The sequence below is a fragment of the Glycomyces tritici genome (assembly GCF_030403505.1).
Genome location: NZ_JAUEMJ010000007.1, coordinates 235,999 through 261,421, shown reverse-complemented (window position 1 = coordinate 261,421; position 25,423 = coordinate 235,999). Strand labels below are relative to the sequence as shown.

20 protein-coding genes are annotated in these 25,423 nt (G+C 70.1%); 8 read left to right on the top strand and 12 right to left on the bottom strand.

Features of this window, described 5'->3' with window-relative positions:
- Positions 1 to 78: 78 nt before the first annotated feature.
- Positions 79 to 1,761: an ABC transporter substrate-binding protein gene (locus tag QWI33_RS21505; protein WP_289958432.1), complete on the bottom strand. Its 1,683-nt coding sequence runs from the start codon at positions 1,759 to 1,761 to the stop codon at positions 79 to 81.
- A gap of 605 nt (positions 1,762 to 2,366) precedes the next feature.
- Between QWI33_RS21505 and QWI33_RS21500 the strand changes: the two genes are divergently transcribed.
- Complete coding sequence (locus QWI33_RS21500) at positions 2,367 to 3,470, top strand: PQQ-dependent sugar dehydrogenase (RefSeq protein WP_289958431.1); 1,104 nt, start codon at positions 2,367 to 2,369, stop codon at positions 3,468 to 3,470.
- A gap of 3 nt (positions 3,471 to 3,473) precedes the next feature.
- On the opposite strand, the gene QWI33_RS21495 is transcribed toward QWI33_RS21500, so the two are convergent.
- The 3 genes from QWI33_RS21495 to QWI33_RS21485 all read right to left on the bottom strand — a co-directional run bounded on the left by QWI33_RS21495 (position 3,474) and on the right by QWI33_RS21485 (position 5,845).
- The gene (locus QWI33_RS21495; RefSeq protein WP_289958430.1) at positions 3,474 to 3,896 is read right to left on the bottom strand and encodes a hypothetical protein; all 423 of its coding nucleotides are present in this window, start codon (positions 3,894 to 3,896) and stop codon (positions 3,474 to 3,476) included.
- 153 nt (positions 3,897 to 4,049) lie between these two features.
- Positions 4,050 to 4,805, bottom strand: coding sequence for an SDR family oxidoreductase (locus tag QWI33_RS21490; protein ID WP_289958708.1), 756 nt, complete (start codon positions 4,803 to 4,805; stop codon positions 4,050 to 4,052).
- 2 nt (positions 4,806 to 4,807) lie between these two features.
- Complete coding sequence (locus tag QWI33_RS21485) at positions 4,808 to 5,845, bottom strand: zinc-dependent alcohol dehydrogenase (protein ID WP_289958429.1); 1,038 nt, start codon at positions 5,843 to 5,845, stop codon at positions 4,808 to 4,810.
- 112 nt (positions 5,846 to 5,957) lie between these two features.
- Here QWI33_RS21485 and QWI33_RS21480 point away from each other — a divergent pair, with 112 nt between their 5' ends.
- Positions 5,958 to 6,968: a LacI family DNA-binding transcriptional regulator gene (locus QWI33_RS21480; protein WP_289958428.1), complete on the top strand. Its 1,011-nt coding sequence runs from the start codon at positions 5,958 to 5,960 to the stop codon at positions 6,966 to 6,968.
- Positions 6,969 to 7,121: 153 nt separating this feature from the next.
- Positions 7,122 to 8,441, top strand: a complete 1,320-nt coding sequence (locus tag QWI33_RS21475; RefSeq protein WP_289958427.1) for an L-fuconate dehydratase — start codon at positions 7,122 to 7,124, stop codon at positions 8,439 to 8,441.
- 60 nt (positions 8,442 to 8,501) lie between these two features.
- On the opposite strand, the gene QWI33_RS21470 is transcribed toward QWI33_RS21475, so the two are convergent.
- From QWI33_RS21470 to QWI33_RS21445, 6 genes are all read right to left on the bottom strand, one after another.
- Complete coding sequence (locus QWI33_RS21470; RefSeq protein WP_289958426.1) at positions 8,502 to 10,766, bottom strand: glycoside hydrolase family 127 protein; 2,265 nt, start codon at positions 10,764 to 10,766, stop codon at positions 8,502 to 8,504.
- Positions 10,767 to 10,862: 96 nt separating this feature from the next.
- Positions 10,863 to 11,870 (bottom strand): LacI family DNA-binding transcriptional regulator, encoded by a 1,008-nt coding sequence (locus tag QWI33_RS21465; RefSeq protein WP_289958425.1) that lies wholly within the window; start codon positions 11,868 to 11,870, stop codon positions 10,863 to 10,865.
- A 30-nt stretch (positions 11,871 to 11,900) separates the two neighbouring features.
- Positions 11,901 to 12,893: a glycoside hydrolase family 43 protein gene (locus QWI33_RS21460; protein ID WP_289958424.1), complete on the bottom strand. Its 993-nt coding sequence runs from the start codon at positions 12,891 to 12,893 to the stop codon at positions 11,901 to 11,903.
- A gap of 96 nt (positions 12,894 to 12,989) precedes the next feature.
- A complete protein-coding gene (locus QWI33_RS21455) occupies positions 12,990 to 14,642 on the bottom strand; it encodes a type 2 periplasmic-binding domain-containing protein (protein WP_289958423.1) in 1,653 nt (550 codons plus the stop codon).
- Between the two features lie 118 nt (positions 14,643 to 14,760).
- The gene (locus QWI33_RS21450; protein ID WP_289958422.1) at positions 14,761 to 15,720 is read right to left on the bottom strand and encodes a carbohydrate ABC transporter permease; all 960 of its coding nucleotides are present in this window, start codon (positions 15,718 to 15,720) and stop codon (positions 14,761 to 14,763) included.
- A 14-nt stretch (positions 15,721 to 15,734) separates the two neighbouring features.
- Positions 15,735 to 16,628, bottom strand: coding sequence for an ABC transporter permease (locus QWI33_RS21445; protein ID WP_353895507.1), 894 nt, complete (start codon positions 16,626 to 16,628; stop codon positions 15,735 to 15,737).
- Positions 16,629 to 17,157: 529 nt separating this feature from the next.
- Between QWI33_RS21445 and QWI33_RS21440 the strand changes: the two genes are divergently transcribed.
- Positions 17,158 to 18,558, top strand: a complete 1,401-nt coding sequence (locus QWI33_RS21440; protein WP_289958420.1) for a glycoside hydrolase family 43 protein — start codon at positions 17,158 to 17,160, stop codon at positions 18,556 to 18,558.
- Positions 18,559 to 18,634: 76 nt separating this feature from the next.
- Here QWI33_RS21440 and QWI33_RS21435 read toward each other — a convergent pair whose 3' ends face one another.
- Entirely contained in the window at positions 18,635 to 19,948 is a 1,314-nt protein-coding gene (locus QWI33_RS21435) for an RICIN domain-containing protein (protein WP_289958419.1), read from the bottom strand.
- Positions 19,949 to 20,209: 261 nt separating this feature from the next.
- A complete protein-coding gene (locus QWI33_RS21430; RefSeq protein WP_289958418.1) occupies positions 20,210 to 20,980 on the bottom strand; it encodes a FadR/GntR family transcriptional regulator in 771 nt (256 codons plus the stop codon).
- Positions 20,981 to 21,119: 139 nt separating this feature from the next.
- On the opposite strand from QWI33_RS21430, the gene QWI33_RS21425 reads away from it, so the two are divergent.
- Genes QWI33_RS21425 through QWI33_RS21410 form a run of 4 tightly spaced genes read left to right on the top strand, consistent with a single transcriptional unit; the run spans position 21,120 to position 25,414 of the window.
- Positions 21,120 to 22,388 (top strand): ABC transporter substrate-binding protein, encoded by a 1,269-nt coding sequence (locus QWI33_RS21425; RefSeq protein ID WP_289958417.1) that lies wholly within the window; start codon positions 21,120 to 21,122, stop codon positions 22,386 to 22,388.
- Between the two features lie 2 nt (positions 22,389 to 22,390).
- Complete coding sequence (locus QWI33_RS21420; protein WP_435367593.1) at positions 22,391 to 23,347, top strand: carbohydrate ABC transporter permease; 957 nt, start codon at positions 22,391 to 22,393, stop codon at positions 23,345 to 23,347.
- The gene (locus tag QWI33_RS21415) at positions 23,347 to 24,174 is read left to right on the top strand and encodes a carbohydrate ABC transporter permease (RefSeq protein WP_289958415.1); all 828 of its coding nucleotides are present in this window, start codon (positions 23,347 to 23,349) and stop codon (positions 24,172 to 24,174) included. The genes QWI33_RS21420 and QWI33_RS21415 overlap by 1 nt, the downstream gene beginning before the upstream one ends.
- Position 24,175: 1 nt before the next feature.
- Complete coding sequence (locus tag QWI33_RS21410) at positions 24,176 to 25,414, top strand: mandelate racemase/muconate lactonizing enzyme family protein (RefSeq protein ID WP_289958414.1); 1,239 nt, start codon at positions 24,176 to 24,178, stop codon at positions 25,412 to 25,414.
- The last annotated feature ends 9 nt before the right edge of the window (positions 25,415 to 25,423 follow it).

Here is a 25,423-nt window from a genome sequence, read left to right as displayed (position 1 = left end):
CCCGTCCGCACCGGGGTAGAGCGGCTGGTCTGCGAGCTCGGCGAAGCCGTGCTCACCGGCCGCACCCCGGCAGGCGGACTAGGAGTTCTCCTCCTCGAAGCGCTGGCGGGCGGTGTTGATGAGGTCGACGTAGGTCTGGAGACCGGCGGCCTCGAGCTCGCCGACGTAGGCGTCCCATTCGGCGATGTCGCGGTCGCCCAGGATGAACTGCAGCGTGGCGGTGTCCACGGTGTCCTTCAGCGGGGTGGCCTGGAGCGAGGCCTGCTCCAGCTCCATCTCGTCGAGCGGGGCCGGCGGGTTCGGGTCGCGAGGCGTGCGGGTGGAGAGCACGGAGTCGATGTACTCCACGAAGGTCGGGGAGTTGTAGGACTCCTTGAGCGCCCGGGACTCGGTCGAGTCGGCGAACACCGCGTTCGACCAGCCGAGGTCCTTCTGGATGTCGGTCGGCGCACCGGGGTTGATGCCGTAGGCGTCGAGGCGGAACTCGGGCTTGAGGGTGATCTTGCCGGAGGCGTCCTTGGTGTAGGTCTGGTCGAGCACGCCCCAGCGGAGCAGCTCGCGGGCCTCCTGGTTGTAGTACAACCAGTCGAGGAACTGCAGAATCGCGACGAAGTTCTCGGAGTCGGCGATCTCCGCGTTCAGCATGAAGCCGTTCCAGAAGTTGCGCGGCTCGCAGATCTGGCCGGCAGGACCGCCGGGAGGGGCGATCTGCAGGATCTCGTAGTTGCCCTCGCCCACGGTCTCGTTGAGGGCCGTCGCGAACTCGATGGCGGTGCCGGCCGAGCCGGAGGCCGCGAACACGAGGTTGGCCGCGACCTTCTCGGTGACGCTGCCGCCGCCGGTGCCGTCGTTCGCCGCGGTCATCGAGTCGGTGTCGAGCAGGCCGTCCTCGACGAGGCCGCGGAAGAACTCGACCATCTGCTTGTAGCCCTCGGTCGCGGCGGTGTACACCAGGTTGCCGGAGCCGTCGTCGATCATGCCGCTGCCGAAGCCCCAGCCGGCCTGCGCGCCGAACGCGTGCGCGGCGTAGTTGAGCATCGAGGCGCCCTCGAAGCCGTCCGCGAGCGGCTTGGAGTCGGGGTACTCGGCCTTGATCTTGACCAGGGCCTCGCGCATCTCGTCCCAGGTCTGGGGGATGCCGCCGGCGACGGTCTCGAAGACGTCCTTGCGGATGACGAGGGTGAACACGGGCACCGACACCTCCTGGAGGCCCGGCAGCATGTAGTACTTGCCGTCGGCCTGCTTGAGGTTGTCGATCATGTCCGCGAGGTCCCACTCCTCCACGTACTTCTGGAAGTTGGGCATGTGCTCGACGTAGTCGCTCATGGGCAGGATCGCGCCCGAGGAGACGAACGAGTTCTCCTCACCGGTGTAGACCAGCGGGATCACCGTGGGGGCGTCACCGGCGCTGATCAGGAGACTGCGCTTCTCGGTCGCGTCGCTGAACGGGATGTTCGTGACGTCGATCGTGACCTTGGTGCGCTTCTCGATCTCCTTGAAGAACTCCCACTTGTCGGTGATGGGAAGGTCGGGCCAATCCGTCCAGAGCACCGAGAGGTTGAAGGGCTCCGTAGCCGTGAACTGGGTGTCAGCGGCGAAATTCTCCATCGCGCCCTTGGACTGCGCCTCGACGTCGATCTCGTCGCTGCCGCCGTCGTCACTGCACGCCGCGAGCGCGGCCATGCTCGACGCGGCCAGCGAGAATCCGATGACTCCGCGGCGGGTGGCTCCGATGGGCGAACGCCCGAACACACCTGACATGACTCTCCTCCTTGAGATGGACCAAACAGTCCGCCCCTCCGTCCACTCCGGCGGGCAAGATTTCACTGCCGTAACGATCGAAACTTTCGGGGCTATTTCCGATAACTTCCAGAGCTTAGTGAGAACAAGCAGTGATGTCAATGAATCTCTTTTCGTGACCCATGCAACACGGTGTGTAACCAACGGGGAGGCTCGAGCAATGCGGAGGAACGGCTACAAACCGAGCGATCGGACGGACTTTTCCCAGGCAGGAATGGACACGGCGGCGATCCTCCCCCGCTTTTCCGGAACGCCCGCGTTTCGCGCCCGATCGTCGTTTCAGGGTCGAATGCGCCGCTGCCCGGCAAGCCTTCTCCATCGTCGAACACGCGTCGACGGGACCCCGAAACGACCGGAACTTTCAAAGGTCAGACGATTCCGCGGGCGTGCCGCCGCGCCCGCAGAGCCGCCGAGGCCGAGCGACCGGTCCCCGGCCCGGCGGCCATACGGGCCCTGCGGGGCCCGGGGAACCACCGCGCGGCCTGTCGGAACCGTTCGCGCGCACCTAGAGTGGAGACCTCCGAGACGACCGCGCCCGCACGGGCGACGAGAGCAAAGGACGGGCCATGGCCTCCAGACGTCAGACGCTGCGGTACGCGGGAGTCGCGCTCGCCGGGATACCGCTGGCCGCCTGCACGGCGGCACCGGACGAGGAGCCGGATCCGGACACGGGCTCGGCTTCGGCCAACGAGCCGGCGCCGACCACCGCCGCGACCGCGCTCGGTGCACCGGAGGTCGTCGCGAGCGGGCTTGAGGCGCCCTGGTCGATCGCGTTCCACGAGGGCACGCCGCTCGTCAGCGAGCGCGACAGCGGCCGCGTCCTGGAACTGGACGCCCAAGGCGCGACCCGCGAGGTCGCCGTCGTCGACGGCGTGGCCGGGGGCGGCGAGGGCGGGCTGCTCGGGCTCGCGGTGCGCGAGGGGTTCCTGTACGCGTACTTCACCGCCTCGGACGGGAACCGGATCGAGCGGTTCGCGCTCGAAGGCACCGCAGGCGCGCTGGCCCTCGGTGCACCGCAAGAGATACTGTCCGGCATCCCCTCGGCGGGCAACCACAACGGCGGGCGCATCGCGTTCGGACCCGACGGGATGCTCTACGCCACCGCCGGAGACGCCGGGGACCCCGGCAACGCCCAGGACCGCGAATCGCTGGCGGGCAAGATCCTGCGCATGACCCCTGACGGCGCCGTCCCGGACGACAACCCGTTCCCCGGCTCGCTCGTCTACACGTGGGGCCACCGCAACCCCCAGGGCATCGCGTGGGACGAGGACGGCACCATGTGGGCCGCCGAGTTCGGGCAGGACACCTGGGACGAGCTCAACACGATCGAGGCCGGCGCGAACTACGGCTGGCCCGAGGTCGAGGGCATCGCCGGCAACGGGGAGTACGCCGACCCAGTCCAGCAGTGGAGCCCGGACGACGCCAGCCCCTCGGGCATGGCGATCGCGGGCGGCACCGCCTACATCGCGAACCTCCGCGGACGGCGCCTGCGCGCCGTCCCCCTCGACGACCCCGGCACGTCGGTCGAACACTATGTAGAGGAGTACGGCCGCCTCCGGGACGTCGTGACCGCCCCCGACGGGGCGCTGTGGGTCCTGACCAACAACACGGACGGCCGCGGCGACCCCGGCCCCGACGACGACCGCATCCTGCGCATCGCCTTCGAGTAGCGCTCATCCCCCGGGGCAGGTGCGGTCCGAGCCGCTGATCGGGACGCAGTGGTCCGTGCCGGGGTCCTCGACCTCGACCGACGGCGGCACGAAGAGGTGCCGCACCCGCTCCTGGGACACGTTCGCGCACAAGAGGACGAGCGCGATCAGGATGTAGACCAAGGCGGTCCGGGGCCGCTCGACGACGACCGCGAACACGGCGATGAGGACGGGGCCGCCCGCGAACGCGATGATGCGCAGCCGCTCGCGGTTGTCGAGCGCGGCCTGCCGCTCGGGCGACACGGGATCGCCCGAGAAGTCGATGTCGAAACCCCACAGGAACAATGCCAGGCTCACGCCGAGCCACCCGACGGTGGCCGCGGTGATCGCCAGATTCAACCCGGCGTCGACACGTCGGGGCTTCGGTTTCCTTGCGCTGCTTTCCATACGGAGAGTCTCGCGCCCGTGTCAAACCCGTGATCGGGCGAATCGGGCGCGGATTGTCGGGTCCCCACAACGCGGCGGGGCGATTCGGGCGCCGTGCCGGAGTATTTCCTCGGTATCCGCTAAACGGCCGCCGCGAGGCGGCCGTCCGCGTCGCTAGCGGCCGAGCCAGCCGCCGTCCACTGGGATGACCGCGCCCGAGACGTAGTCGGAGGCGGCGCTGGCGAGGAACACCGTCACGCCCGCGAGGTCGCCCGGCCTGCCCCAGCGCCCGGCGGGGATGCGTTCGAGGATCGCCTTCGAGCGGTCCGGATCGTCTTGCAGCGCTTGGGTGTTGTCCGTGGCGATGTAGCCGGGGGCGATCGCGTTCACGGTGACGCCGCGGGCCGACCACTCGTTGGCCAGCGCGCGGGTGAGGCCGGCGATGCCGGATTTGGCCGCCGCGTAGCCGGGCACGTTGATGCCGCCCTGGAAGCTCAGCAGCGAGGCGGTGAAGACGACCTTTCCCCTACCGCGTTCGAGCATGGTGCGGCCGACGGCGCGGGTGAGCGCGAACTGGCTGGTGAGGTTGACCTGGAGGACCTCGTCCCAGTACGCGTCGGGGTGCTCGGCGGCGGGGGCGCGGCGGATCGTGCCGGCGTTGTTGACGAGGACGTCGACCGGTTCGGCGGCGAGGGTGTCGGCGAGTTCGGCGACCTGCTCGGGGTCGTTGAAGTCGGCGCGGATCGCGCGGAAGGTGCGGCCGAGCTCCTTGACCCGCGCTTCGATGGCGGAGCCTTCGGGTTCGATGGTGGCGCTGACGCCGATGACGTCCGCTCCGGCGGCGGCGAGGGCCTCGGCCATGGCGAAGCCGATGCCGCGCTTGGCGCCGGTGACGACGGCGAGGCGGCCGGTGAGGTCGAAGAGGGTCATGGTCACTCACTGTCCTTGGAGGCGCTGTCGGCTTGGACGTCGATGAGGATCTTCATGGCCTCGCCGCCGGTGAGGGCGTCGAAGGCGGCCTGGATGTCGCGCAGGGGGACGGTCTTGGTGATGAGGGCGTCGGCGGGGATCGCGCCGGTGTCCAGGAGCGCGACGGCGGTGTCGAAGTCGTCGCGCTGGTAGACGCGGGCGCCGAGGAGGCGCAGTTCGCGCCAGAAGACGCGCTGGAGGTTCACCGGGCGGGGTTCGGGGTGGATCGCGACGACGACGAGGGTGCCGCGCACTTTGGCGTAGTCGACGGCGCCGAGGACGGCGGCGGCCGCGCCGGAGACCTCGAAGACGACGTCGGCGCCCGCGCCGCCGGTCCACTCCTCGACCCAGGCCACGGTGTCGTCGCGGGGGTCGAGGACGGTGTGGCCGAGGTCGGCGATGGCCTTGCGGCGCTTCGGATCGAGTTCGATCACGACGACGTCGCCGCCGAAGGAGCGGGCGACGGCGGCGATGAGGACGCCGATGGGGCCGCCGCCGATGACGACGGCCTTCTGGCCGGCCTCGAGTTCGGAGCGGCGCACGTCGTGGACGGCGACGGCGGTGGGCTCGACGAGGGCCGCGTGCTGGAGCGAGAGGGTCGCGGGGAGGCGCACGAGCAGGCCGGCGTCGACGTTCCAGCTGGCCTGGAGGGCGCCGGGCGAGTCGATGCCGACGAAGTCGAGGTTCTGGCAGATGTGCGAGTTCCCGGCGAGGCAGGCGGGGCAGGTGCCGTCCCAGGCGAGGGGCATGACGGTGACGGGGTCGCCGGCGGCCCAGCCTTCGACGCCCTCGCCGAGGGCGGCGATGGTGCCGCTCATCTCGTGGCCGATGACGGCCGGGACGTCGACGCGGGCGTCCATGTGGCCGCTGAGGATGTGCAGGTCGGTGCCGCAGATGCCGTTGTAGGCGACGTTGATCTGGACTTGGCCCGGGCCCGGCGGAGCCGGTTCGGCGTCCACCACGGTCATGGTCCGGTTTCCTGCGTAGTGTGCGGCGGGCACGGCTGCCTCCTCGGGGGACGGGGTGCGGGTCGGTCGCCGATGAGGATCGCACACATCCCGCGAATGCGCAATCGTTTGCTCAGCCGCGGCGGGGATAGGCGATACTGGAGCCGTGGCGAAACTCAGCGATGTGGCGGCCCGGGCGGGCGTCTCGGTGTCGGCGGTCTCCAGGGTGCTCTCGGGCGACCCGACGGCCCGGGTCAGCGAGGCGACCCGGGAGCGGGTGCGCAAGGCGGCCGGGGAGGTCGGGTACCACCCGAACTTCGCGGGCCGCGCGCTCAAACTCGCGCGCACCGATGTCATCGCGCTCATCGTCCCCGACGTCACGAACTCGCTGTTCGCCGATCTGACCCGCGGCGTGGAGGACGAGGCGGTCGCGCGCGGCTGCGTCATGCTGCTGGCCCGCAGCGAGGACATGCACCCGGGCGGCGCCATGTTCGACCGGCTCGTGGGCGAGGGCCGGGTGGACGGCATCGTGCTCCAGCCGCGCGACGGCACCGACCCCGAGGAGCTGGCGCAGTCCGTGGGCGAGCGCGCGCCGCTGGTCACGATCCACCAGCGGCTCCCCGGGGCGAGCTCGGTGGTCGTGCCGGACGCGCTCGCGGCGCGCCGGGCCACCGAGCACCTGATCGCGCTGGGGCACCGCCGGATCGGCTTCGCCGGAGGGCTCGCCGGTTCGCCGACCGCGCAGCGCCGCGCGGCGGGGTACGCCGAGGCGCTGGAGGCGGCCGGGATCGCGCGGGACCCGGGCCTGGTCACCTGGCGCGGGTACCGGGAGCCGGACGGGCGGGCCTCCACCGCGGAGCTGCTCGCACTCCCGCAGCGGCCCACGGCGATCGTGGCCGCGAACGTCAACGCCGCGGTCGGGGTGCTCGCCCAGGCGCGGGCGCAGGGACTGGGCGTGCCCGCGGAGCTCTCGGTGGTCGCGGTCCACGACGCGTGGACGGCCGGGCACACGTGGCCGCCGCTCACCTGCGTGCAGCTGCCGCTCTACGAGCTCGGGCGCACCGCGGCCGCCGCCCTCGCGCGGGTCGTCGACGGCGGCCCCGTCGAGCACCTGTCCGTGGAGGACCCCGAGCCGGTGCTCATCACCCGCGAGTCGACCGCGCCGCCGCGCGCCTGACGCTCCTCCCCCTTGCGCCGGGCGGCGACCCCGGATAAGGTCAACGCCTGATCAATCGTTTGCGCAAACGGCGCGGGCCCGCCCCCCTCCGGCACGGCCGCGCCGCGCACCGCCCCGCCGCAGACCACCCGACCAGCACCTGAGGACCACCGCATGACCACCATCGAGGCCGTCGAGGCTCACGATGTCCGCTTCCCCACCTCGCAGACCCTCGACGGCTCGGACGCGATGAACAAGGACGGCGACTACTCCGCCGCCTACGTCATCGTCCGGACCGACGACCCCGATCTCACCGGGTACGGCTTCACCTTCACCATCGGACGCGGCAACGACATCGTCACCGCCGCCGCCCTCCACTGGGCCGTCAGGCTCATCGGCCGCGACCTGGAGACCGTGGTGAACGACCCCGGCGCGCTCTACCGCGAACTCCAGTCCGACTCGCAGTACCGCTGGCTCGGACCGGAGAAGGGCGTCGTCCACATCGCACTCGCCGCGGTCATGAACGCCGTATGGGACCTCACCGCCCGCGCCGCGGGCAAGCCGCTGTGGCGCCTGCTCGCCGACATGACCCCCGAGCAGCTCGTGGACGCCGCCGACCTGCGCTACCTCTCGGACGCCCTCACCCGCGAAGAGGCCCTGGAGCTCCTGCGCGACCAGTACGACACGCGCGGCCGGCGCATCGCCGAGCTCGAGGCCCGCGGCGGCTACCCGTGCTACACCACCAGCGCCGGCTGGCTCGGCTACAGCGACGACAAGCTGCGCCGGCTCCTCCAGGAGGCCGTCGACCAGGGCTACCGCCACGTCAAGCTCAAGGTCGGGGCCGACCTCGAGGAGGACCGCCGCCGCCTGCGGATCGCCCGCGAGGTCATCGGCTGGGACGCCAAGCTCATGATCGACGCCAACCAGGTGTGGGACGTGCCGGAGGCCATCGACTGGGTCAAGGCGCTGGCCGAGTTCGAGCCGCACTGGATCGAGGAGCCGACGAGCCCTGACGACGTGCTCGGGCACGCGGCCGTGCGCCGCGCGGTGGCGCCGATCGGCGTCGCGACCGGCGAGCACGGCATGAACCGGGTCCTGTTCAAGCAGATGCTGCAGGCCGAGGCGCTCGACTACCTGCAGCTCGACTCGGCGCGGCTGGCCAGCGTCAACGAGATCATCGCCGTGTACCTGATGGCCGCCAAGTTCGGCGTGCCGGTGTGCCCGCACGCGGGCGGCGTGGGCCTGTGCGAGCTGGTGCAGCACCTGTCGATCTTCGACTACGTGGCCGTCTCGGGCACGTTGGAGGACAGGGTGACCGAGTACGTGGACCACCTCCATGAGCACTTCACCGACCCGTGCCTGGTCGAGAACGGCAACTACCTGCTGCCGTCCCGGCCCGGTTACTCGGCCGAGATGTACACCGCCTCGATCGAGGAGTTCAGCTACCCCGACGGCGGCTACTGGTCGGGCCGGGACGAGGCCGCAGTGCGCTAGGAGAGGACTCAGGCCCGTCCGGTTCGACCGGACGGGCCTTCTGTCGTCAGTGGACTCGGGTCAGCGCAGCAGCCGCACCATGGTCACGCCCGGCGTCGAACCGCCTTCCGGGGCGGTGAACTCGAGTTCGCGGACCGCAGCGCCGGGCCCGGACTCCGCAGGCAGGGCGTAGTCGACCTCGAAGGCACCGTGCTCGCCCTCCCAGGACTCGGCGGCGACCAGCTCGCCGTCCAGTGTCACCGTGACGCCGGTGGCACCGCCCGCGTGGCGGTATCCGACGCGGAGGGTGCGGCCGGTGCGGCCGGGGTCGTTGAGCCCCACGGACATCCGGGCGGCGGTGGCGCGGGCGCGGCGGCCCTGCGCGTCCACGGCGACCTCGGTAGCCTCGCCGCGGAAGCCGTGGTCGCTCTCGGGCTGCTGCTCGCCGAACGCGACTTTGTCCACCGTCATGGCGTCGAGCGTGAGCGACTCGCTGTCGGCCGCGAGCAGTTCGGCGCGGCGCTCGGCCGTCCGGTCGGCGGCGGCCACGGGCCAGTAGACGGTGTAGCGGGTGTCGTGGACCTCGTGGAACGGCACCAGCTCGATCGAGCCCGCCGGATCGGCGAAGGCCAGCCGGTAGCGCAGGGGCGCTTCGCGGGTGAGCACGTCTTCGGCGGGCGCGTCCGCGATGACCGGGAGGTCGGCGAAGCCGAGCAGCGGGCCGTGCGCGACGTGCCCCATGCGGCTGTCGTCGGCCTCGAGCCCGTCGAGGTGGTGGGCGCCGTCGCGGGAGGCCAGCAGGACGGGCCCGGCGAAGTACGCCTGCCACGGCGAGCCGTCGGGCAGCCGCTCGGCGCGCAGGCGCAGCGGCAGGCGGAACGCCACCGTGTCGCCCGGCAGCCATTCCCGTTCCAGGACGACGGCACCGGGGACTGCGGCGGCCTCGACCGGGTCGCCGTTGACCGTGAGCCCTTCGAGGCCGTCGCTCCAGTCGGGGACGCGCAGCCGCAGCGCGAACGCGCGCGGCGCCTCGAGGTCGAGCGTGAGTCCGATGTGCTCGTCCGCCGGGAACGCGGTCTCCAGGCGGAACCGGCCGCCGAACTCGGGCGCGTCCAGTTCGGCCGGGAGGTACAGGTTGACCGCCAGGGCGCCCTCGTGCTCGCCGAAGACGAACTCGCCGTACTTGGCCTGGGCCTCGATGCCGGTGCCCACGCAGCACCACATGCCGAGGTCGGGCTGCGAGTAGACCCGGTAGTGGCGCGGGCGCATCGGGGTGAAGTACACGAAGCCGCCGCGCTCGGGGTGCTGGGAGGCCAGCTGGTGGTTGTAGACCGCGCGCTCGGTGAAGTCCAGAAGGGACGGTTCGAAGGCGGACTCGGCCAGGTGCTTGGCGAGCTTCAGCATGTTGTAGGTGTTGCAGGTCTCCGGGCCCTCGCGGTCCTCGATCATGGGCGTGAAGTCGCCGAGGGCGTGGAAGTGCTCGCGGACGCTGTTGCCGCCGATGGCCACCGTGCGGTGCCCGACGACCTCGCGCCAGAAGTACCGGGCCGCCTCCAGCAGGTCCTCGTCGCCGCGGACGGCGGCAGCCGCCGCGTACCCGACGGCCTTGGGGATCTGGGTGTTGGCGTGCAGGCCGGTGAGGCCATCGCGGCGCTCCAGGAGCGGGTCGAGGATCGCGCGGTGGGAGAAGCGCCGGGCCATGTCGGCGTAGTCGCCCCGGCCGGTGATCGCCGCCAGGTCGGCGAAGGCCTCGTTCATGCCGCCGAACTCGGTGTCGAGCATGGCTTCGAACGCCTCGTCGTCGAGGGTCGCCGCGACCCCGAGCCACCAGTCCGCCAGCCGCACGACCACGTCGAGCGCCTGCTTGCTGCCGAGCAGGCGGTGCGCGTCGATGAGGCCGGCGAAGGTCTTGTGCAGGTTGTACCAGGGCACCCAGTGCCCGCCGGTCCAGCCGATCGCGGTCGCCGCCGCGGCGCCGCCCCCGCGCAGGGTCTCGAACAGGGCCGCACCGCCCGGGACGCCGCCCACGTAGCCGGTGCCGAGGGCGTCCTGGGCCCGCGCCAGCTCGGCGACCATGTACTCGAGCCGCCGCTGCGGTTCGGCCTCGCCGGTCGCGGCGGCGAGCAGGGCCAGCGCGGAGAGGCAGTGGCCGCCGATGTGGCCGTCCAGGCCGCTGTCCTCCCAGTTGCCGTAGGAGGCCGCGCGTGGCTCCAGGCCCGCTTCGCGCAGGAACGGCGCGAGGAGCCGGTCCGGTTCCAGGGCGAGCACGTACTCGAGGTCGGTGCTCACGGCGCGTGCGAAGGGGCCCTCCAGCAGGGTGACCTGGCTGAGGGAGAAGGTCTTCATCGATGGCTCCTGAATTAGCGAGGTAGGTAGGGCGCCGGTCCCGAGAAATTTACCGGTAAAGATCCAGTCGGCGCAAGCCCTGGTGGCACCCGGGTCTCAGGCCGACTCGCGCCAGAGGATCGACGAGCCGGCCCTCCGGTGGATCGGGTCGAGCCGGGCGAAGTCGGCTTTGGCGACCAGTTCCGCGATGTCCATGGTGTGCGAGGCCAGCGCGCGCACGTCGAGGGCGATCGAGGTCAGCCTCGGGTGGACCGCCTCGCCGAGGGCCAGCCCGTCGATGCCGACGATGCGCACCCGGTCGGGGACGCTGACGCCGTGCGACTGCGCGTGCTGCACCGCGCCCAGCGCCATGAGGTCGTTGAACATCAGGACGGTGTCGACGTCCGGGTGCCGCTCCAGCAGCTCGCCGAAGGCCCGGCTCCCTTCGGGGATGCTCTCGTCCCCGATCGTGACGCCGGCGAGCTGGTCGCCCACGGCGCGCTCGTACCAGCGCCGCTTCGGCGAGGGCCCGTAGACGCCGGGGACCCCGTGGGCGCCGTGGGCCTGGAGCGAGGACGCCGAGTCGACCATGCCGAACCGCCGGGCCCCGCGCGCGCGGAGCTCGGCGACGACCGCATTGATGCCGGACTCGATGTCGAGCGCGACCGAGTGGACGCCGGGCAGGAGGCTCTCGGCCTCCAGGCGCACCACGGGCAGTCCGCCGGCGATCTCGTCCAGCTCGGCCCCGGTGCCGCCGAAGTGGAGGGCCACGACGTCCGCCTGGGAGGCGAGCATGCCGAGCACGGCCTCCGTGTCGTCCTGCGCGGCCGCCATCATCAGCTGCCAGCCGCGCTCGGCGGCGGCGGTGAGCATCTCGGCGGCGATGCTCGTGTAGTACGGGTTGTCGAAGGAGGCCACCACCAGGCCCAGCGCGTGCTGCTTGCGCCGGGTGACCAGGTTGCGGGCGAAGCGGCTCGGCCGGTAGCCGAGGCGCTCGACGGCTTCGAGGACCCGGACGCGGGTCGCCTCCTTGATGTCGTCCCTGTCGTTCATCGCCCGCGTCACGGTCTGGCGCGACACGCCGGCCTCGGCCGCCACATCGTGGATCGTCACCCGCTTGGCCACGGTTCCCCTCCTCCTTCGACCTGCTCGGTCTCACCCCCAGTTGGACTGGAGCCGTTCGTACTCCGCCGCGGTCACGGGCAGGACCACACCATGGCACGGGTCCGCGGGCAGCCGGAAGTCGGTCGAGGGGGTCCACTCGCCGCCGGCGAGGTCGTCGGTCTCGAACGGCACGTAGCGGCGGTCGGCCTTGAACTCGTCGATCCAGAGGTACCACTTGTCCTCGGTGTTCGACTTGTACACGAGCGGCCCTTCGCCCTGGCTGACCGGGCCGAGGCCGATGCCCTCCGCGAGGGGCGTCCATGCGGCGGCCGTGAGGCTCGGGGAAGTCTCGGAGAAGATCGTCTTGCCGTGGGGCACACCGTGGGTGCGGCTGCGCTCGTCTTTGAGGAAGCGGTGGTACAGGCCGTCGTGCTCGATGACGGTGGTGTCGATCGTGTGCCAGCCGCGGTCGATCCACACCTTCGGTGCGGAGAACTCGCGGAAGTCGCGGGTGGTCGCGCACATGATCCGGTTGTGGGTCTCGCCCACGTGGTCGGGGCCGTCGTAGAGCTTGGACGACCAGTGGACGAGGTAGGCCTCCTGCTCGGGGTCCCACACCGCTTCGGGCGCCCAGGTGTTGCCCGCCTCCGGCGGCGACACTTCGACGAGCCGCCCTTCGCCCCAGTCGACGAGGTCGCGCGATTCCCAGACCATGATGGATCGGCTGCCCCAGCGCTGGTGGTGGTCCCAGTCGAGGCTCTTGTAGAGGCAGAGGTCGGTGGCGACCAGGTAGAACCGGTCGCCTTCCGGGGCGCGGACGATGTGCGGGTCGCGGACCCCGCCGTCCCCCAGGGTGGAGCGCAGGACCGGCTCGCCGCCGTTGAGGTCGTCGAAGTGCAGCGGGTCGTTGCCCTCGCTCAGGGCGAAGTAGATCTGCTCGCCGTCGGCGTCCTCGCGTTTGAAGTGCGCGTAGAGGTAGCCGGCGTACGGCGCGGCGTCGTTCGAGGCGGCGTCGTTCGAAGCAGAGCCGGGTGCGGTGGACATGGGTCTCCTGTCGATGGATTGCTGCAGGTGTTCGCGGCGGTGGGCCGCCCCCGGTCTCGACCCCTGGGGCGGCCCACCTGGTGGGGAGGGAAAGGCCTACTTCGAGGCGTCCCATGCCTCTTGGTAGATCTGGACGTACCGCTCGGCGCCGAGGTCGGTGAGGTTCTGCTGGAACTCGGCCCAGTCCTCGTCGCTCTCGATGTCGCGGACGCCGCTCACGAACTCCGCGGCCGCCTGGACCACGAAGCTCTCCACATTGGTCTGGATCGTGGCGAGCTCCTTCGCGGTCTCGCCGGTCACCGCCGCCTCCCAGTAGGGGAACAGCTCGTCGGACTCGTGGCCGGCGTAGAGCTCCGTGGCTTCGAACAGGCGGCGCTCGTAGCCTTCGGGCGTGTCGACGTCGGTCGCGGTGACCTGGGAGTTGCGGAACTCCGCGTCGGTGAAGAACTGCGCGATCGGGCCCCAGGAGTTGTTCAGCCCCTCGCCCTCGGGCAGTGCGAGGACCTTGAAGTTCGGTTCGAGGGTCTCGTCCAGGGCCACGTCGCCCGCCTCGGGCCCGACCCAGTTGACGCCCTCGACGCCGAACTCGCCCTGCACGTGGCCGTCGTAGGAGACCATGAAGTCGACGATCTGCATGAGCTTCTTCTGCTTCGCCTCGCTGGAGCGGTTCGTGATGACGAACGTCGCGCCGGGCGCGGCTCCGGCGGCGCCGCCGGTGTAGGTGGCGTCGCTCCCGTTCGGCCCGGTCAGCGGCGCGACCGCGTCGTACTGCGTGTAGCGCCCGTCCTCGTGGTCGTCGGAGACGAACCACGGGTGCATCATGGCGGCCGATCCGACGATCACGCCCTCGGCGCTGTTGCCCTTCGCCATGATCGCCTCGCCGTTCTGCGTGAAGGCGGCCTCGTCGATCAGGCCGTCCGCGTACAGGGACGCCGCATAGGAGATGCCGTCGCGCCATTCGTCGCGGGTGGGCTGCATGGCGACCTCGCCGCCGACGACGCCGAGCGTGGCCGGGATGGTGCCCTCCGCACCCATCTCCGGGGTGTAGATGAACGGGTTCATCAGGTACGAGAGGAGGGAGCCGCCGCCGGTCGCGGAGAGCGGGATCTCGTCCGCCGCGCCGTTCCCGTTGGGGTCCTGGGTCTTGAAGGCCTCCAGGACCGCGCGCAGCTCCTCAGGCGTGGTGGGCTGCTCCAGGCCGAGCGTGTCGAGCCAGTCGGAGTTCATCCACAGCTTCGAGGGGTAGGAGCAGTGGAAGCAGTCGTTCCAGGCCGGGATGCCCCAGATCTTGCCGTCCGGGGAGGTCGCCAGCTCCTTGAAGCCGGGCTCCTTCTCGAAGGCGGCGACCAGGTTCGGGGTGTCCTCGCCGATGAGGTCGTCGAGCGGCATGAGCACGCCCTGGCCGCCGAGCTTCACCAGCTCGTCGCTGGAGAACTGGTCGATCCACGGGATGAGCATGTACGCGTCGGGGTAGTCGCCGCTGGCGAGGGAGATCTGCCGCTTCTCCCCTGCCGCGGTGCCGTCCCAGGTGGTGGTCTCGAACTGGAGGTCGACGTCGAACTTCGCTTCGAGCAACTTCGTGAACGCGTTCTCGTCCAGGTTCTGCTCTTGGGCGGCGTCCTGGGGGGCGAAGATCGTGATCACGTCGTCCGGAGTGGTCTCCGGTTCCGAGGAGCACGCGGCGAACGCGGTGGCCGATACGGCCAGTGCCGCTCCGGCCGCTGCCGCTCGGACGAATCTGCTGGTCATCGTTGACTGCCTTTCGATTGAGGAGTTGACGGGAATGGAGGGGACTCGCCGGCGAGCCGGTCACGGCGAAGATCGGGAGGCGGGTCAGCCGGCCACGGCGAAGTTTGCGAGCCGTGAATTAGCCCTTCACGGAGCCGAGCATCACGCCCTTGGTGAAGTGCCTGGCCACGAACGGGTAGACGAGGAGCACGGGCACGGTGGAGATGACGATGAGGGAGAACTTCATGAGGTCGGCCATCTGCTGGGCCGCGAGTTGATCGGCGATGTTCGTCCCGGCGCTGTTGTTGACGATCAGGATGTTCCGCAGCACGAGCTGGAGCGGGTACAGCTCTTCGCTTCTGAGGTAGATGAGGGCGCTGAAGTACGAGTTCCACTGGCCGATGCCGTACATGAGGGCGATGACCGCGAGCAGCGGTTTCGACAGCGGCAGCACGACCGACCACAGGAACCGCAGATCGCTGGCCCCGTCGAGCTGCGCCGCCTCGTAGAGCTCGCCGGGGATCGAGGAGCGGAAGAAGGTCATCGCGATGAGCACCTGCCAGGCGCCGACCGCTGCGGGGAGGATGATCGCCCACCGGGTGTCGAGCAGGCCGAGGGCCCGCACCACCATGTAGGTCGGGATCAGGCCGCCGGAGAACAGCATGGTGAACAGGACGCCGCCGATGAGGACCTTGCGGCCCACCAGTTCCGAGCGTGAGAGCGGGTAGGCGATCATCACCGTGAGGGCGACGCTGATGACCGTCCCGACGATCGCGTAGAACAGCGAGTTCCCGAAGCCGGTGAGGACGGCCTTGTTGCCGAGCACCGCTTCGTACCCGACGAGCGTGAAGTCGATCGGCCACAGGAACACCCGCCCGCCGGACACCGCCGCGGGGCTGGAGAACGAGCTGGCGAGGATGTTGACCAAGGGGATCAGGACGATGAGCAGGAAGGTCGTCAGCAGGATGTAGACGCCGACCATGAAGATCCGGTCCACCGGGGTGTCCTGGACCGGGGTGGGGCGGCGGCGCTTGGACTTGCGCGCCTTGGACTCCGGCTCGGTGCCGAGGGCCGCGCCGGTCGCGGTCTCAAGGGTCATTGCAGGGGCTCCCTTCACCACAGTCCGTTGCCGGTCACGCGCTTGGACACGGTGTTGACAACCAGGAGCAGGATGAGATTGATGACGGAGTTGAACAGCCCGACCGCCGTCGCGAGGCTGAAGTCGGCGTTGAGCAGGCCGATCTTGTAGGTGTAGGTCGCGATGATCTCCGAGGTCGAGAGGTTCAGGGGGTTCTGCAGCAGGAACGCCTTCTCGAAGCCGATCGCCATCACCGAGCCGACGCTCAGGACCATCACCACGACCACGGTGGGCGCGATGCCGGGCAGGTCGACGTGCCAGATCTTGCGCAGGCGGCTGGCCCCGTCGAGCCGGGCGGCCTCGTACAGGCTCGGGTCGATGCCCGCGAGCGCGGCCATGTAGATGATCGCGGAGTACCCGGCGGTCTGCCAGATGTCGCTCCAGACATAGACGCTGCGGAACGCGTCGGGCTGGGCGAGGAGGTTCGAGTCCATGCCGAAGAACCCGAGGAAGTCGGCCATGAACCCGATCCGGGGCGAGAAGATCAGGATGAGCATCGACACCACGATCACCGTCGAGATGAAGTGCGGTGCGTACGTGACCATCTGGACGGTGCGCTTGAAGAACCTGGCCCGGACCTCGTTGAGCGCCAAGGCGAGGATGATCGGGACCGGGAACCCCGCGAGGAACCCGTAGAGGCTCAGCATGAGCGTGTTGCGGATCAGGTCCCACGCAACGGGGTTGGCGAAGAACCGCTCGAAGTGGTCGAGCCCTGCCCAGGGGCTGCCCCAGATGCCCTGGACCACGTTGTAGTCCTTGAACGCGATCACGTTGTTGGCCATCGGGATGTATTGGAAGATCACGAAGTACGCCACGGGGAGCACCAGCAGCAGGTAGAGCTGCCAGTGGCGCTTGACGCGGTCCTTCACCGACTTCCGGCGCGGCTTCGGGACGGTCCGCGCCGCTCCCGCACGGCTCGCGACGCTGCCGACTCCGCCTTCGACTCCACCTTGGACCACGGCGCTCACCGCATCGCCGCCTTCGCTCCGCGCGCCTGCCGGGGGCGCTCTCCATTCGTCACTCGCACGCTCGCTCCTTTGCGACCTGGACTTCGTGAACGTTCACGATAGATACGAGGAATCAGATCCGTCAATACATCGAACGCCGAAAGATCTGATCTCTTCTATGGGAGCGATCTTCAATCTCGCCTTGTGTCCGGATTTGGGCGGTGCCTTCTGAATTGACGCGGTCATTGATCAGATCTCTCCGCCCGCATGATGAGACTCCCAGGTCGCGGGCACACGCAACCTCGAGTCAGATATCGACCTATTTACATATCTAGACACTATGGATACCCTGACCTGTAGCCCTTGTTTTCGACACATCAGTCGAAAGTTTCGAGGGCGTCCGAGATTCCTGCGTGACACCTGTGGCGCGCGAGCGCCGGAGAGGTTTCCCATGAAGACCCCGAATGCCACCCGGCGCCGGCCGGCCGCGATCGCAGCGGCCGTCGTCGCCGTGGTCGTCGCGGCCCTGCTGAGCACCGCCGCCGATCCGTCGCCCTCCCCCGCGCGGGCCGACAATCCGATCGTCCAGACCATCTACACCGCCGACCCCGCGCCCCTGGTCCACAACGGCCGCGTCTACCTCTACACCGGCCACGACGAGGACGGCTCGACCTGGTTCACCATGAAGGAGTGGCGGGTCTGGTCCTCCGACGACATGGTCAACTGGACCGACCACGGCTCGCCGCTCAACCTCGACACGTTCTCCTGGGCGCGCCAGGACGCGTGGGCCGGCCAGGCCGTGGAGCGCAACGGCAAGTTCTACTGGTACGTGCCGGTCATCAACGACGCCACCGGCAGGCCCGCCATCGGGGTGGCCGTGGCGGACAGCCCCACCGGGCCGTTCCGGGACGCCCTCGGGCGCCCGCTGGTCCAGAACGGCGAGATCGACCCCACGGTCTTCATCGACACCGACGGCCAGGCCTACCTGTACTGGGGCAACCCGAACCTCTGGTACGTGAAGCTCAACGCCGACATGATCTCCTACTCGGGCTCCCCCACGAAGATCCCGCTCACCACCCAGGGCTTCGGCACCCGCCCGGGGAGCACGGACCGGCCGACGCTGTACGAGGAGGGGCCGTGGGTCTACAAGCGAGGATCGCTGTACTACAACGTGTACGCGGCGCAGTGCTGCTCCGAGCACATCGCCTACTCGACCGCGCCGGGTCCGACCGGGCCGTGGACCTACCGGGGCACGGTGATGCCCACGCAGGGCTCGAGCTTCACCAACCACCCCGGGATCATCGACTTCAAGGGCTCGTCGTACTTCTTCTACCACAACGGCGCGCTGCCGGGCGGCGGCGGTTTCACCAGGTCGGTGGCCGTGGAGAAGTTCACGTACAACCCTGACGGGACGATTCCCCAGATCAACATGACCACGGCCGGGGCGCCGCAGGTGGGGACCCTCAATCCCTATGTGCGCCAGGAGGCCGAGACGATCGCCTGGGCCACGGGGGTCGAGACCGAGCGCTCGAGCGCGGGCGGCATGAACGTCGGCTGGATCGAGAACGGGGACTCGATCAAGGTCAAGGGCGCGGCCTTCGGGACCGGAGCGCGGCAGTTCACCGCGCGGGTGGCCTCGGCGACCGGCGGCGGCACGATCGAGCTGCGGGTCGACGGACCGAACGGCCCGGTCGTGGGCAGGTGCACCGTGTCGGGCACCGGCGGGTGGCAGAACTGGGCGGACGTCTCGTGCCCGGTCAGCGGCGCGACCGGCACCCGTGACCTGTACCTGAAGTTCACCGGCGGCAGCGGATACCTGTTCAATGTGGATCACTGGCGCTTCACCGTCTAAGGCGCGGCAGAACGGGCCTCCCGCGAGGGAGGCCCGTTCACTCATGCGCGGCGCTGAGAGTACGCCGTCGGTGGTGCTAGACGAAGGTCCACTTCTGGCCGTTCGAGCCGTTGCAGCTCGCCAGGACCACGCCGGTGCCGTTGGCGGTGCCGTTGTTCGCGGTCGCCAGGCACAGGCCCGACGCGACGCCGGTGACGGTGCCGTCGGCGTTCACGTTCCACTGCTGGTTCGTCCCGCTGTGGCAGTCCCAGATGATGACCCGGGTGCCGGGGGCCGTGCCCGCGCCTTCAGCGTCGAGGCACTTGTTGCCGTAGACGTTCAGCTGCTTGGCCGAGGTCCGCGTCCACTGCTGGTTCGCACCGGTGTGGCAGTCCCACAGCTGCGTCAGGGCGCCGTTCGAGGTCGACTGGGCCGCAACGTCGAGGCAGCGGTTCGCCGCGTTGTTGCGCACCTGGTCGGTCTCCGTGGGGGTGCTGGTGCCGAACTGGCTGATGAAGTTCCAGACCTCGTTCTTCACCCAGCTGCGGGCGCCGCTCTCGCAGCCCGTGCAGCCGTCCACCGGGCCCTGCTGGTGCCCGCCGTCGAAGGCGGCCCAGCGGACCGGCTCGCCTGCGCGGCAGGAGTAGTTGGAGGTGATGTGGGTGCCGCTGCCCGAGGCGGGCTCGCGCGGGCTCATCGCCGCGCAGCCGTTGTTGGCCACGAACCGGTCGCGCATCGACCGGGCGTTGGGCATGGAGTCGGTGACACCCTGGATGCCGAAGTACGCCACGGAACCCGTGCCGCCGCTGCAGCCGCTGACCGGGCCCGGGACGGCGATGGCGATGACCGCGCGGAACACGTCCGGCCGCGCGCAGGCGAGGGCGTAGCTGATCGCCCCGCCGTAGCTGAAGCCGAGGGAGAACCGCTGCGACTCGTCGACGCAGAGGTCGGCCTCGATGCGGCGGATCATGTCGTCGAAGAAGGTGATGTCGCGGCCATTGGGGTTGGCCCAGGCGTTGTCGAGGCCCTGCGGGGCGACGAAGATCGCCGAGCCGCCCGAGAGCGCGTCGAGCCCGTAGTGGGCGTAGACGGCGCCGTCCGAGCCGCCTCCGGCGACCTGCTGGGCGGTGCCGCCCCACCAGTGGTTGCCGAAGATCAGCTTGTGCGGCTTGTTGCGGTCGTAGTTGGCGGGGACCTTCAGGATGAAGCTGCGGTTCTGGCCGCTGCTCTGGATGGTGTGGGTGCCGCTGTTGAGGGTGGGGGCCTTGCCGCAGCCGGTGCTGGCCGCCGCGGAGACGTCGGCGGCGCCGACGGCCTGGGGCGCTTCGGCGGCCTGCGCCGACGCACCTCCGGCCGTTGCCACGACGATCGCGGCCGCGAGGCACGCGAGAGCGGTTCTGAATCTCGACATAGGACGGAACTCCTTGTGGTCAGGCTCGTTGAGACCTGCGGGGCGGCATCGCATGAGAGGTCCGCTGCTGCGGAGGGTGCGGCCGAGCGCCAGCTGGAATCGCTCCCAGTCGACGCAGGGAATCAGGCCGTGCAGTGCCTTGAATATCGACGATAGTCTATATAAATTGGATCTATGCGGTCAATACCCGGGAGGTTCCAGAAGTTTAGGGTCCAATGTCCTTGCCGCGGAGTGCGATACATCCGATCACTCCGCGGTGGTTCAGCGCGCCAGGCGGTCGGGGTCGCCCTGCGCGCTGCGGCGGACCAGCCAGGCCTCCGTGATGTGGGCGTACATCGCCTCGGCGGCGCCTTCGGGGTCGCGGGCGGTGATGCGCTCGCAGATGCGGCGGTGGCCGCGGTTCGAGGCCTCGCAGAGGGAGCGCTCGGTCCGTCCCATGTAGCTCGAGGTGTTGATGACCTGGCTCTCCAGGGAGCGCACGACGGCGCGCGCGATGCGGTTGCCCGAGGCGCGCATGACCGTGTCATGGAAGGCGCGGTCGTGCTCGTGGTAGGACTCCGGGTCGTCCACCAGCTCGTCCATGCGGTCGACGAGGTCGCGCATGCGGTCGAGGGCGCCCTGGTCCGCGGCGCGGGCGGCCACGTTCGCCATGTCGGACTCGAGGAGGCGCCGGGTGACGACGAGGTCGTCGAGGATGCCGAGGGTCGCGTCGTCGTCGATGGTCGCGGCGAGCACGAGTTCGTCGAGCAGGTTCCAGGAGGTCGAGGGCAGCACGGCGGTGCCCGAGCCCTGGCGGATCTGCACCAGGCCCTTCTCCTGGAGGACCTTCACGGCCTCGCGGACCACGGTGCGGCTCACGGAGAACGTGGCGCAGAGGGCGTGCTCGGCGGGGAGCGCGGACCCGGGCGGGTAGTCGCCGCGCACGACGCGGCGGACCAGCTCCTCGGTCACGGCCTTCGCCAGGTTCGCGGGCCGGCGCGACCAGGCGGGGGGCGCGGGCTCCTGCGCGGCGGGCCGCTGCAATGCCGTCATTCGGTCCTCCGTCCGGCGCTTTCGGGATCGCCGCCAGTATACGGCATGACTCCATTGACGTAAGACGTCATACAAGTTACGTTTACTGGCGACCCTGTGAGCCGGACCCCTCCGGCGCCCCTACAGAGAGTGACCTGCAATGAAGCGACGAGCACTGTGGTCGACCGCCCTGGTAGCGCCCCTCGCGCTCTACGGATGCGGCAGCGCGGCCGGACCGGACTCCTCCGAAGGCGGCGACAGCGGCACCCTCGTGGTCTGGGACTGGAAGTCCGGCGACGAGACCGCCAAGTCCTACATCGAGGAGGCGAAGGCCGACTTCGCCCGGAAGCACCCGGACGTCGAGGTCGAGTTCGTGGCCCAGCCGTTCGACCAGTACTACAACCTGCTGGGCACCGCGATCCAGTCCGGCGAAGGCCCTGACGTGATGCTCTTCAACGGCGGCGGCCAGCTGCGCGACCGCACCGATGCACTGCTGCCCCTTGAGGAGTACCTCGCCGACGACATGGACCGCCTGGCCGGCTGGGAGGCCTTCTCCGCAGACGGGCACGTCTACGCCGCGCCCGTGACCCTGCAGGGCCACCCGATCTACTACAACAAGGCGCTGTACGCCGAAGCCGGGCTCGACCCCGAGGCGCCCGCCGCCACCTGGGAGGAGTTCCTCGCGAACTGCGAGCAGCTCACGGAGGCCACCGGCGCTGACTGCTTCGCCATGGGCAACAAGGAGGGCTTCGGCATCCAGTTCTTCCTCTCGGGCCTCGGCTCGGGCGTGCTCACCCCCGACGAGTACGACGCGTGGATCGAGGGCGACCGCGACTGGACCTCACCGGGCGTGAAGCGGATCTTCGAGCTGTGGGCCGAGACCGACCAGGCCGGGCTCAACAACGACGGCGTGAACTCCACCGCGATGTTCAACGACGAGTTCGCGATCTTCGACGCCGGGGACGCCGCCCACGTCATCGGCCTCATGTCCGATGTGGGCCACTGGAAGGACTTCAGCGAGTTCCTCGGCGCCGAGAACGTCGGCGTCATGCCCGCACCGCTGGTCAATCCCGACGCCGCGCCGAACATGCCGTACGACGGCGGCATCGGGTACGGCGTCGCGGAGTGGACCGCGGACCCCGAGCTGGCGGCCGACCTGGTCCGCTCGCTCTCCTCCACCATGGCGCTCGAGGCGTTCTACGCCGACGCCGGGGCGATCGCCGCCGACACCACGATCGACGCCTCCAGCGCCGGTCCCGCCACGGCCGCCATCGTCGACGAGCTCCCCACGGGCAAGCCCGCACTGCACGTGGCCCTCTCCGCCGAGACCCTCGAACTGATGGGGCGGCTCTCGCAGCAGCTCCTCAGCGGATCGGTCACTGTGGACGACGCGCTCGCCCAGCTCGCCGAGAGCGACCAGGCGGCCTAGGCATGCCCCAGCTCGCCTCGCCGGTCCGGACCAGCGTCCGGACCGGCACCCCGACACCGCGGCGCCGCGTGAGATCCGGGCGCGGCGCCGCGGGCACGTCCCGGTCGGAGCGGCTCGCGCCCTACCTGCTCATCGCGCCCGCAGCGCTCATCATCGGCGTGTTCCGGCTCTACCCGCTGGCCCTCGGCGTGAACTTCTCGTTCACCGGGGACGGCGACCGCAACGGGCAGGCCGTCGGACTGGACAACTACACCGCGCTCTTCGACGACCCGCTGTTCCTGGCGTCCATGAAGAACGTGGGCCTGCTGGTCCTGCTCCTTCCCGTGGCCGTCCTGATCCCAGGGCTCCTCGCCACCTTCATCTACCTGCGGGTGCCCGGGCACCGGGTGTACCGGGGCGTCTACTTCTTCCCCGCGGTGCTCTCCCCGGTGATCATCGGCGCGATCTTCAACCTGCTGCTCGCCTTCGACGGCCCCGCCAACGCGCTGCTGGGCGCCCTGGGCCTGGGACCCGTCGACTGGCTCGGCGACCCGGACATCGCCATGTTCGCCGTCGTTGGCGTGCACATCTGGGCCACCTTCGGCATGGCGCTCGTGGTGTTCCTCGCCGGGTTCGCGACCTTGGACGCGTCGTTGATCGACGCGGCCCGCGTCGACGGCGCCTCCCTGCCGCGCGTGGTGCGGCACGTGATCGTCCCCGGTCTCTCGCGGACCATCCAGTTCGTCGTCGTCACCACCATGATCGGCATGCTCACCTCGATGTTCGGCCTGCTCTACGTCATGACCGGCGGCGGCCCCGAGGGCTCGACCTACCTGCCCGAGTACTACATCTGGTTCCAGCAGGGCCAGATGGGACGCCCGGCCATGGCCTCGGCCGCGTCCACAGTGCTCTTCGGCGTAATGCTCGTCGTCGGACTGGCCCAGATCGCCGTCCTGCGCCGAGCCGGGAGGGAGGACTGATGACACCGCTCCGCGCGGGCCGCTGGCTCGCCGCCGTCCCCATGGCCGCCTTGGCGATCGCCACCGTCTACCCGCTGGTGTTCACGGCCAACGTCGCCATGAAGACCCGGCACGAGTACGTGCTCGACCGCTTCGCCCCGGCCACGGGGCTGCGCTGGGACGCGTTCGCCACCGCCTGGGCCAGCGCCGACATGGGCCGCTACCTCGCCAACTCGCTCCTGGTCGTCACCGGCGCGGTCGCGCTCCTCCTGCTCTTCGGGTCCATGGCCGGATTCGCCTTGAGCCAGTTGCGATTCCGCGGCTCGCGGCTCCTCTTCCTCGCCATCCTCTCGGCGCTGTTCATCCCGTTCCAGGTCATCATGGTCCCGCTCGCCCGCACCATGGGACAGGTCGGTCTCATCGACACCTACCCCGGGCTGATCCTGGCCTACACCGCGCAGTTCCTGCCGTTCACGGTGTTCCTGATGACCAGCTACTACAGCGGCATCCCGCCCGAGATCATCGACGCCGCCCGCATCGACGGCAACTCCGTGTACGGGGTCTACGGCCGGATCATGCTGCCGCTGGGGCGGCCCGCGCTCCTCTCGGTGGGCATCCTCAACGCCCTGTTCTGCTGGAACGACGTGCTCATCGCGCTGCTCCTGATGCCCTCGGCCGAGCACCGCACGCTCATGGTCGGGGTCACCTCGCTGCGCGGCCAGTACTCGGCGGACATCCCCACGTTCGCCGGGGGCGTGCTCATCGCGGCCGTGCCGGTGCTCGCGCTCTACCTCTGCTTCCAGCGCCAGATCACCGCCGGCGTCACCGCCGGCGCCACGAAAGGATGACATGCGGATCACCGGTTACCGCACGCTGACGACGATCCAGGAGTGGGCGCGGCCCGTCGGCGACGCCAACGGCGTCTTCGCCGACGGCGTCACGACCATCCCGCTCGTCATGGTGGACACCGACGACGGCCTCACCGGCGTCGGGATCGGCTCGCATGTGGAGATCGCGACGGTCTTCGCCGCGATCGAGGGCGAGGACCCGCGGAGCGTCACCGCGCTGTACGACCGGATGCTGCGGCACACCTTCAAGGCCGGGCACGGCGGCGCCGTGTTCGCCACCATCGGCGCGCTCGACACGGCCCTGTGGGACCTCAAGGCCCAGGCCGCCGAGGAGCCGCTCTGGCGCTTCCTCGGCGGACGCGACCGGGTCGTGCCCGCCTACGCGTCCGGGCTCGACATCGGCCTCGACGACGAGGACCTGGCCGCGGCCTACCGCGTGTACGCCGAGCGCGGCCTGCGGGCGGCGAAGCTCAAAGGCGGCCTCGACGTCGAGGACGACCGGCGCCGACTCGCCCTGGTGCGGGAGGTCCTGGCCGACGCGGGCGCCGAACGGCCGGGCCTCATGCTCGACGCGAACGAGATGTGGTCGCGCAAGCAGGCCGTGCGCCACGTCGGCGAGCTCGAACGCACCATCGACCTCGCGTGGATCGAGGAACCGGTGCGGCGCTGGGACGCCGAGGGCCTCGCGGCCGTGCACCGAGGCGTGCGCGCCGCCGTGGCCACCGGCGAGAACCTCACCGGGCTGGAGCAGTTCCGGCCGCTCCTCAAAGCGGGCGGGGTCGACATCGTCCAGACCTCCGCGGTCGGCGGCGTCACGCACTTCCTGCGCACCGCCGCGCTGGCGCACGCGTTCGACCTGCCGGTGAGCCCGATCGGGAACGTGCCCGTCGGCCTGCTGCACGCCGCCACCGCGGTGCCGAACCACCTGGTCAGCGAGTTGCAGGACCTGCGCCCGCCCGTCGGCGTCACCGCCGACCTCGACATCGAGGACGGCGCGTTCGTCCTCGGCGACACTCCCGGCCTGGGCGTCCGCGTCCATGAGGGAGCCGTATCCGGACTCGGCCCGAGACCGCGCCACGCGGATCCCGCCGGTCCGGGCGTCCGGCCCGAGCGCGCCGGACTCCACCTGCTCGCGACCGCGCAGCAGGACGACACGACCGACCGATCCCCTACTCGCCGCGGGCAGGAGGACCCCGAGGCATCAGCCGCCGAGCTGCGAGTACCCGTCACCGACCTCTAGGACCACCGC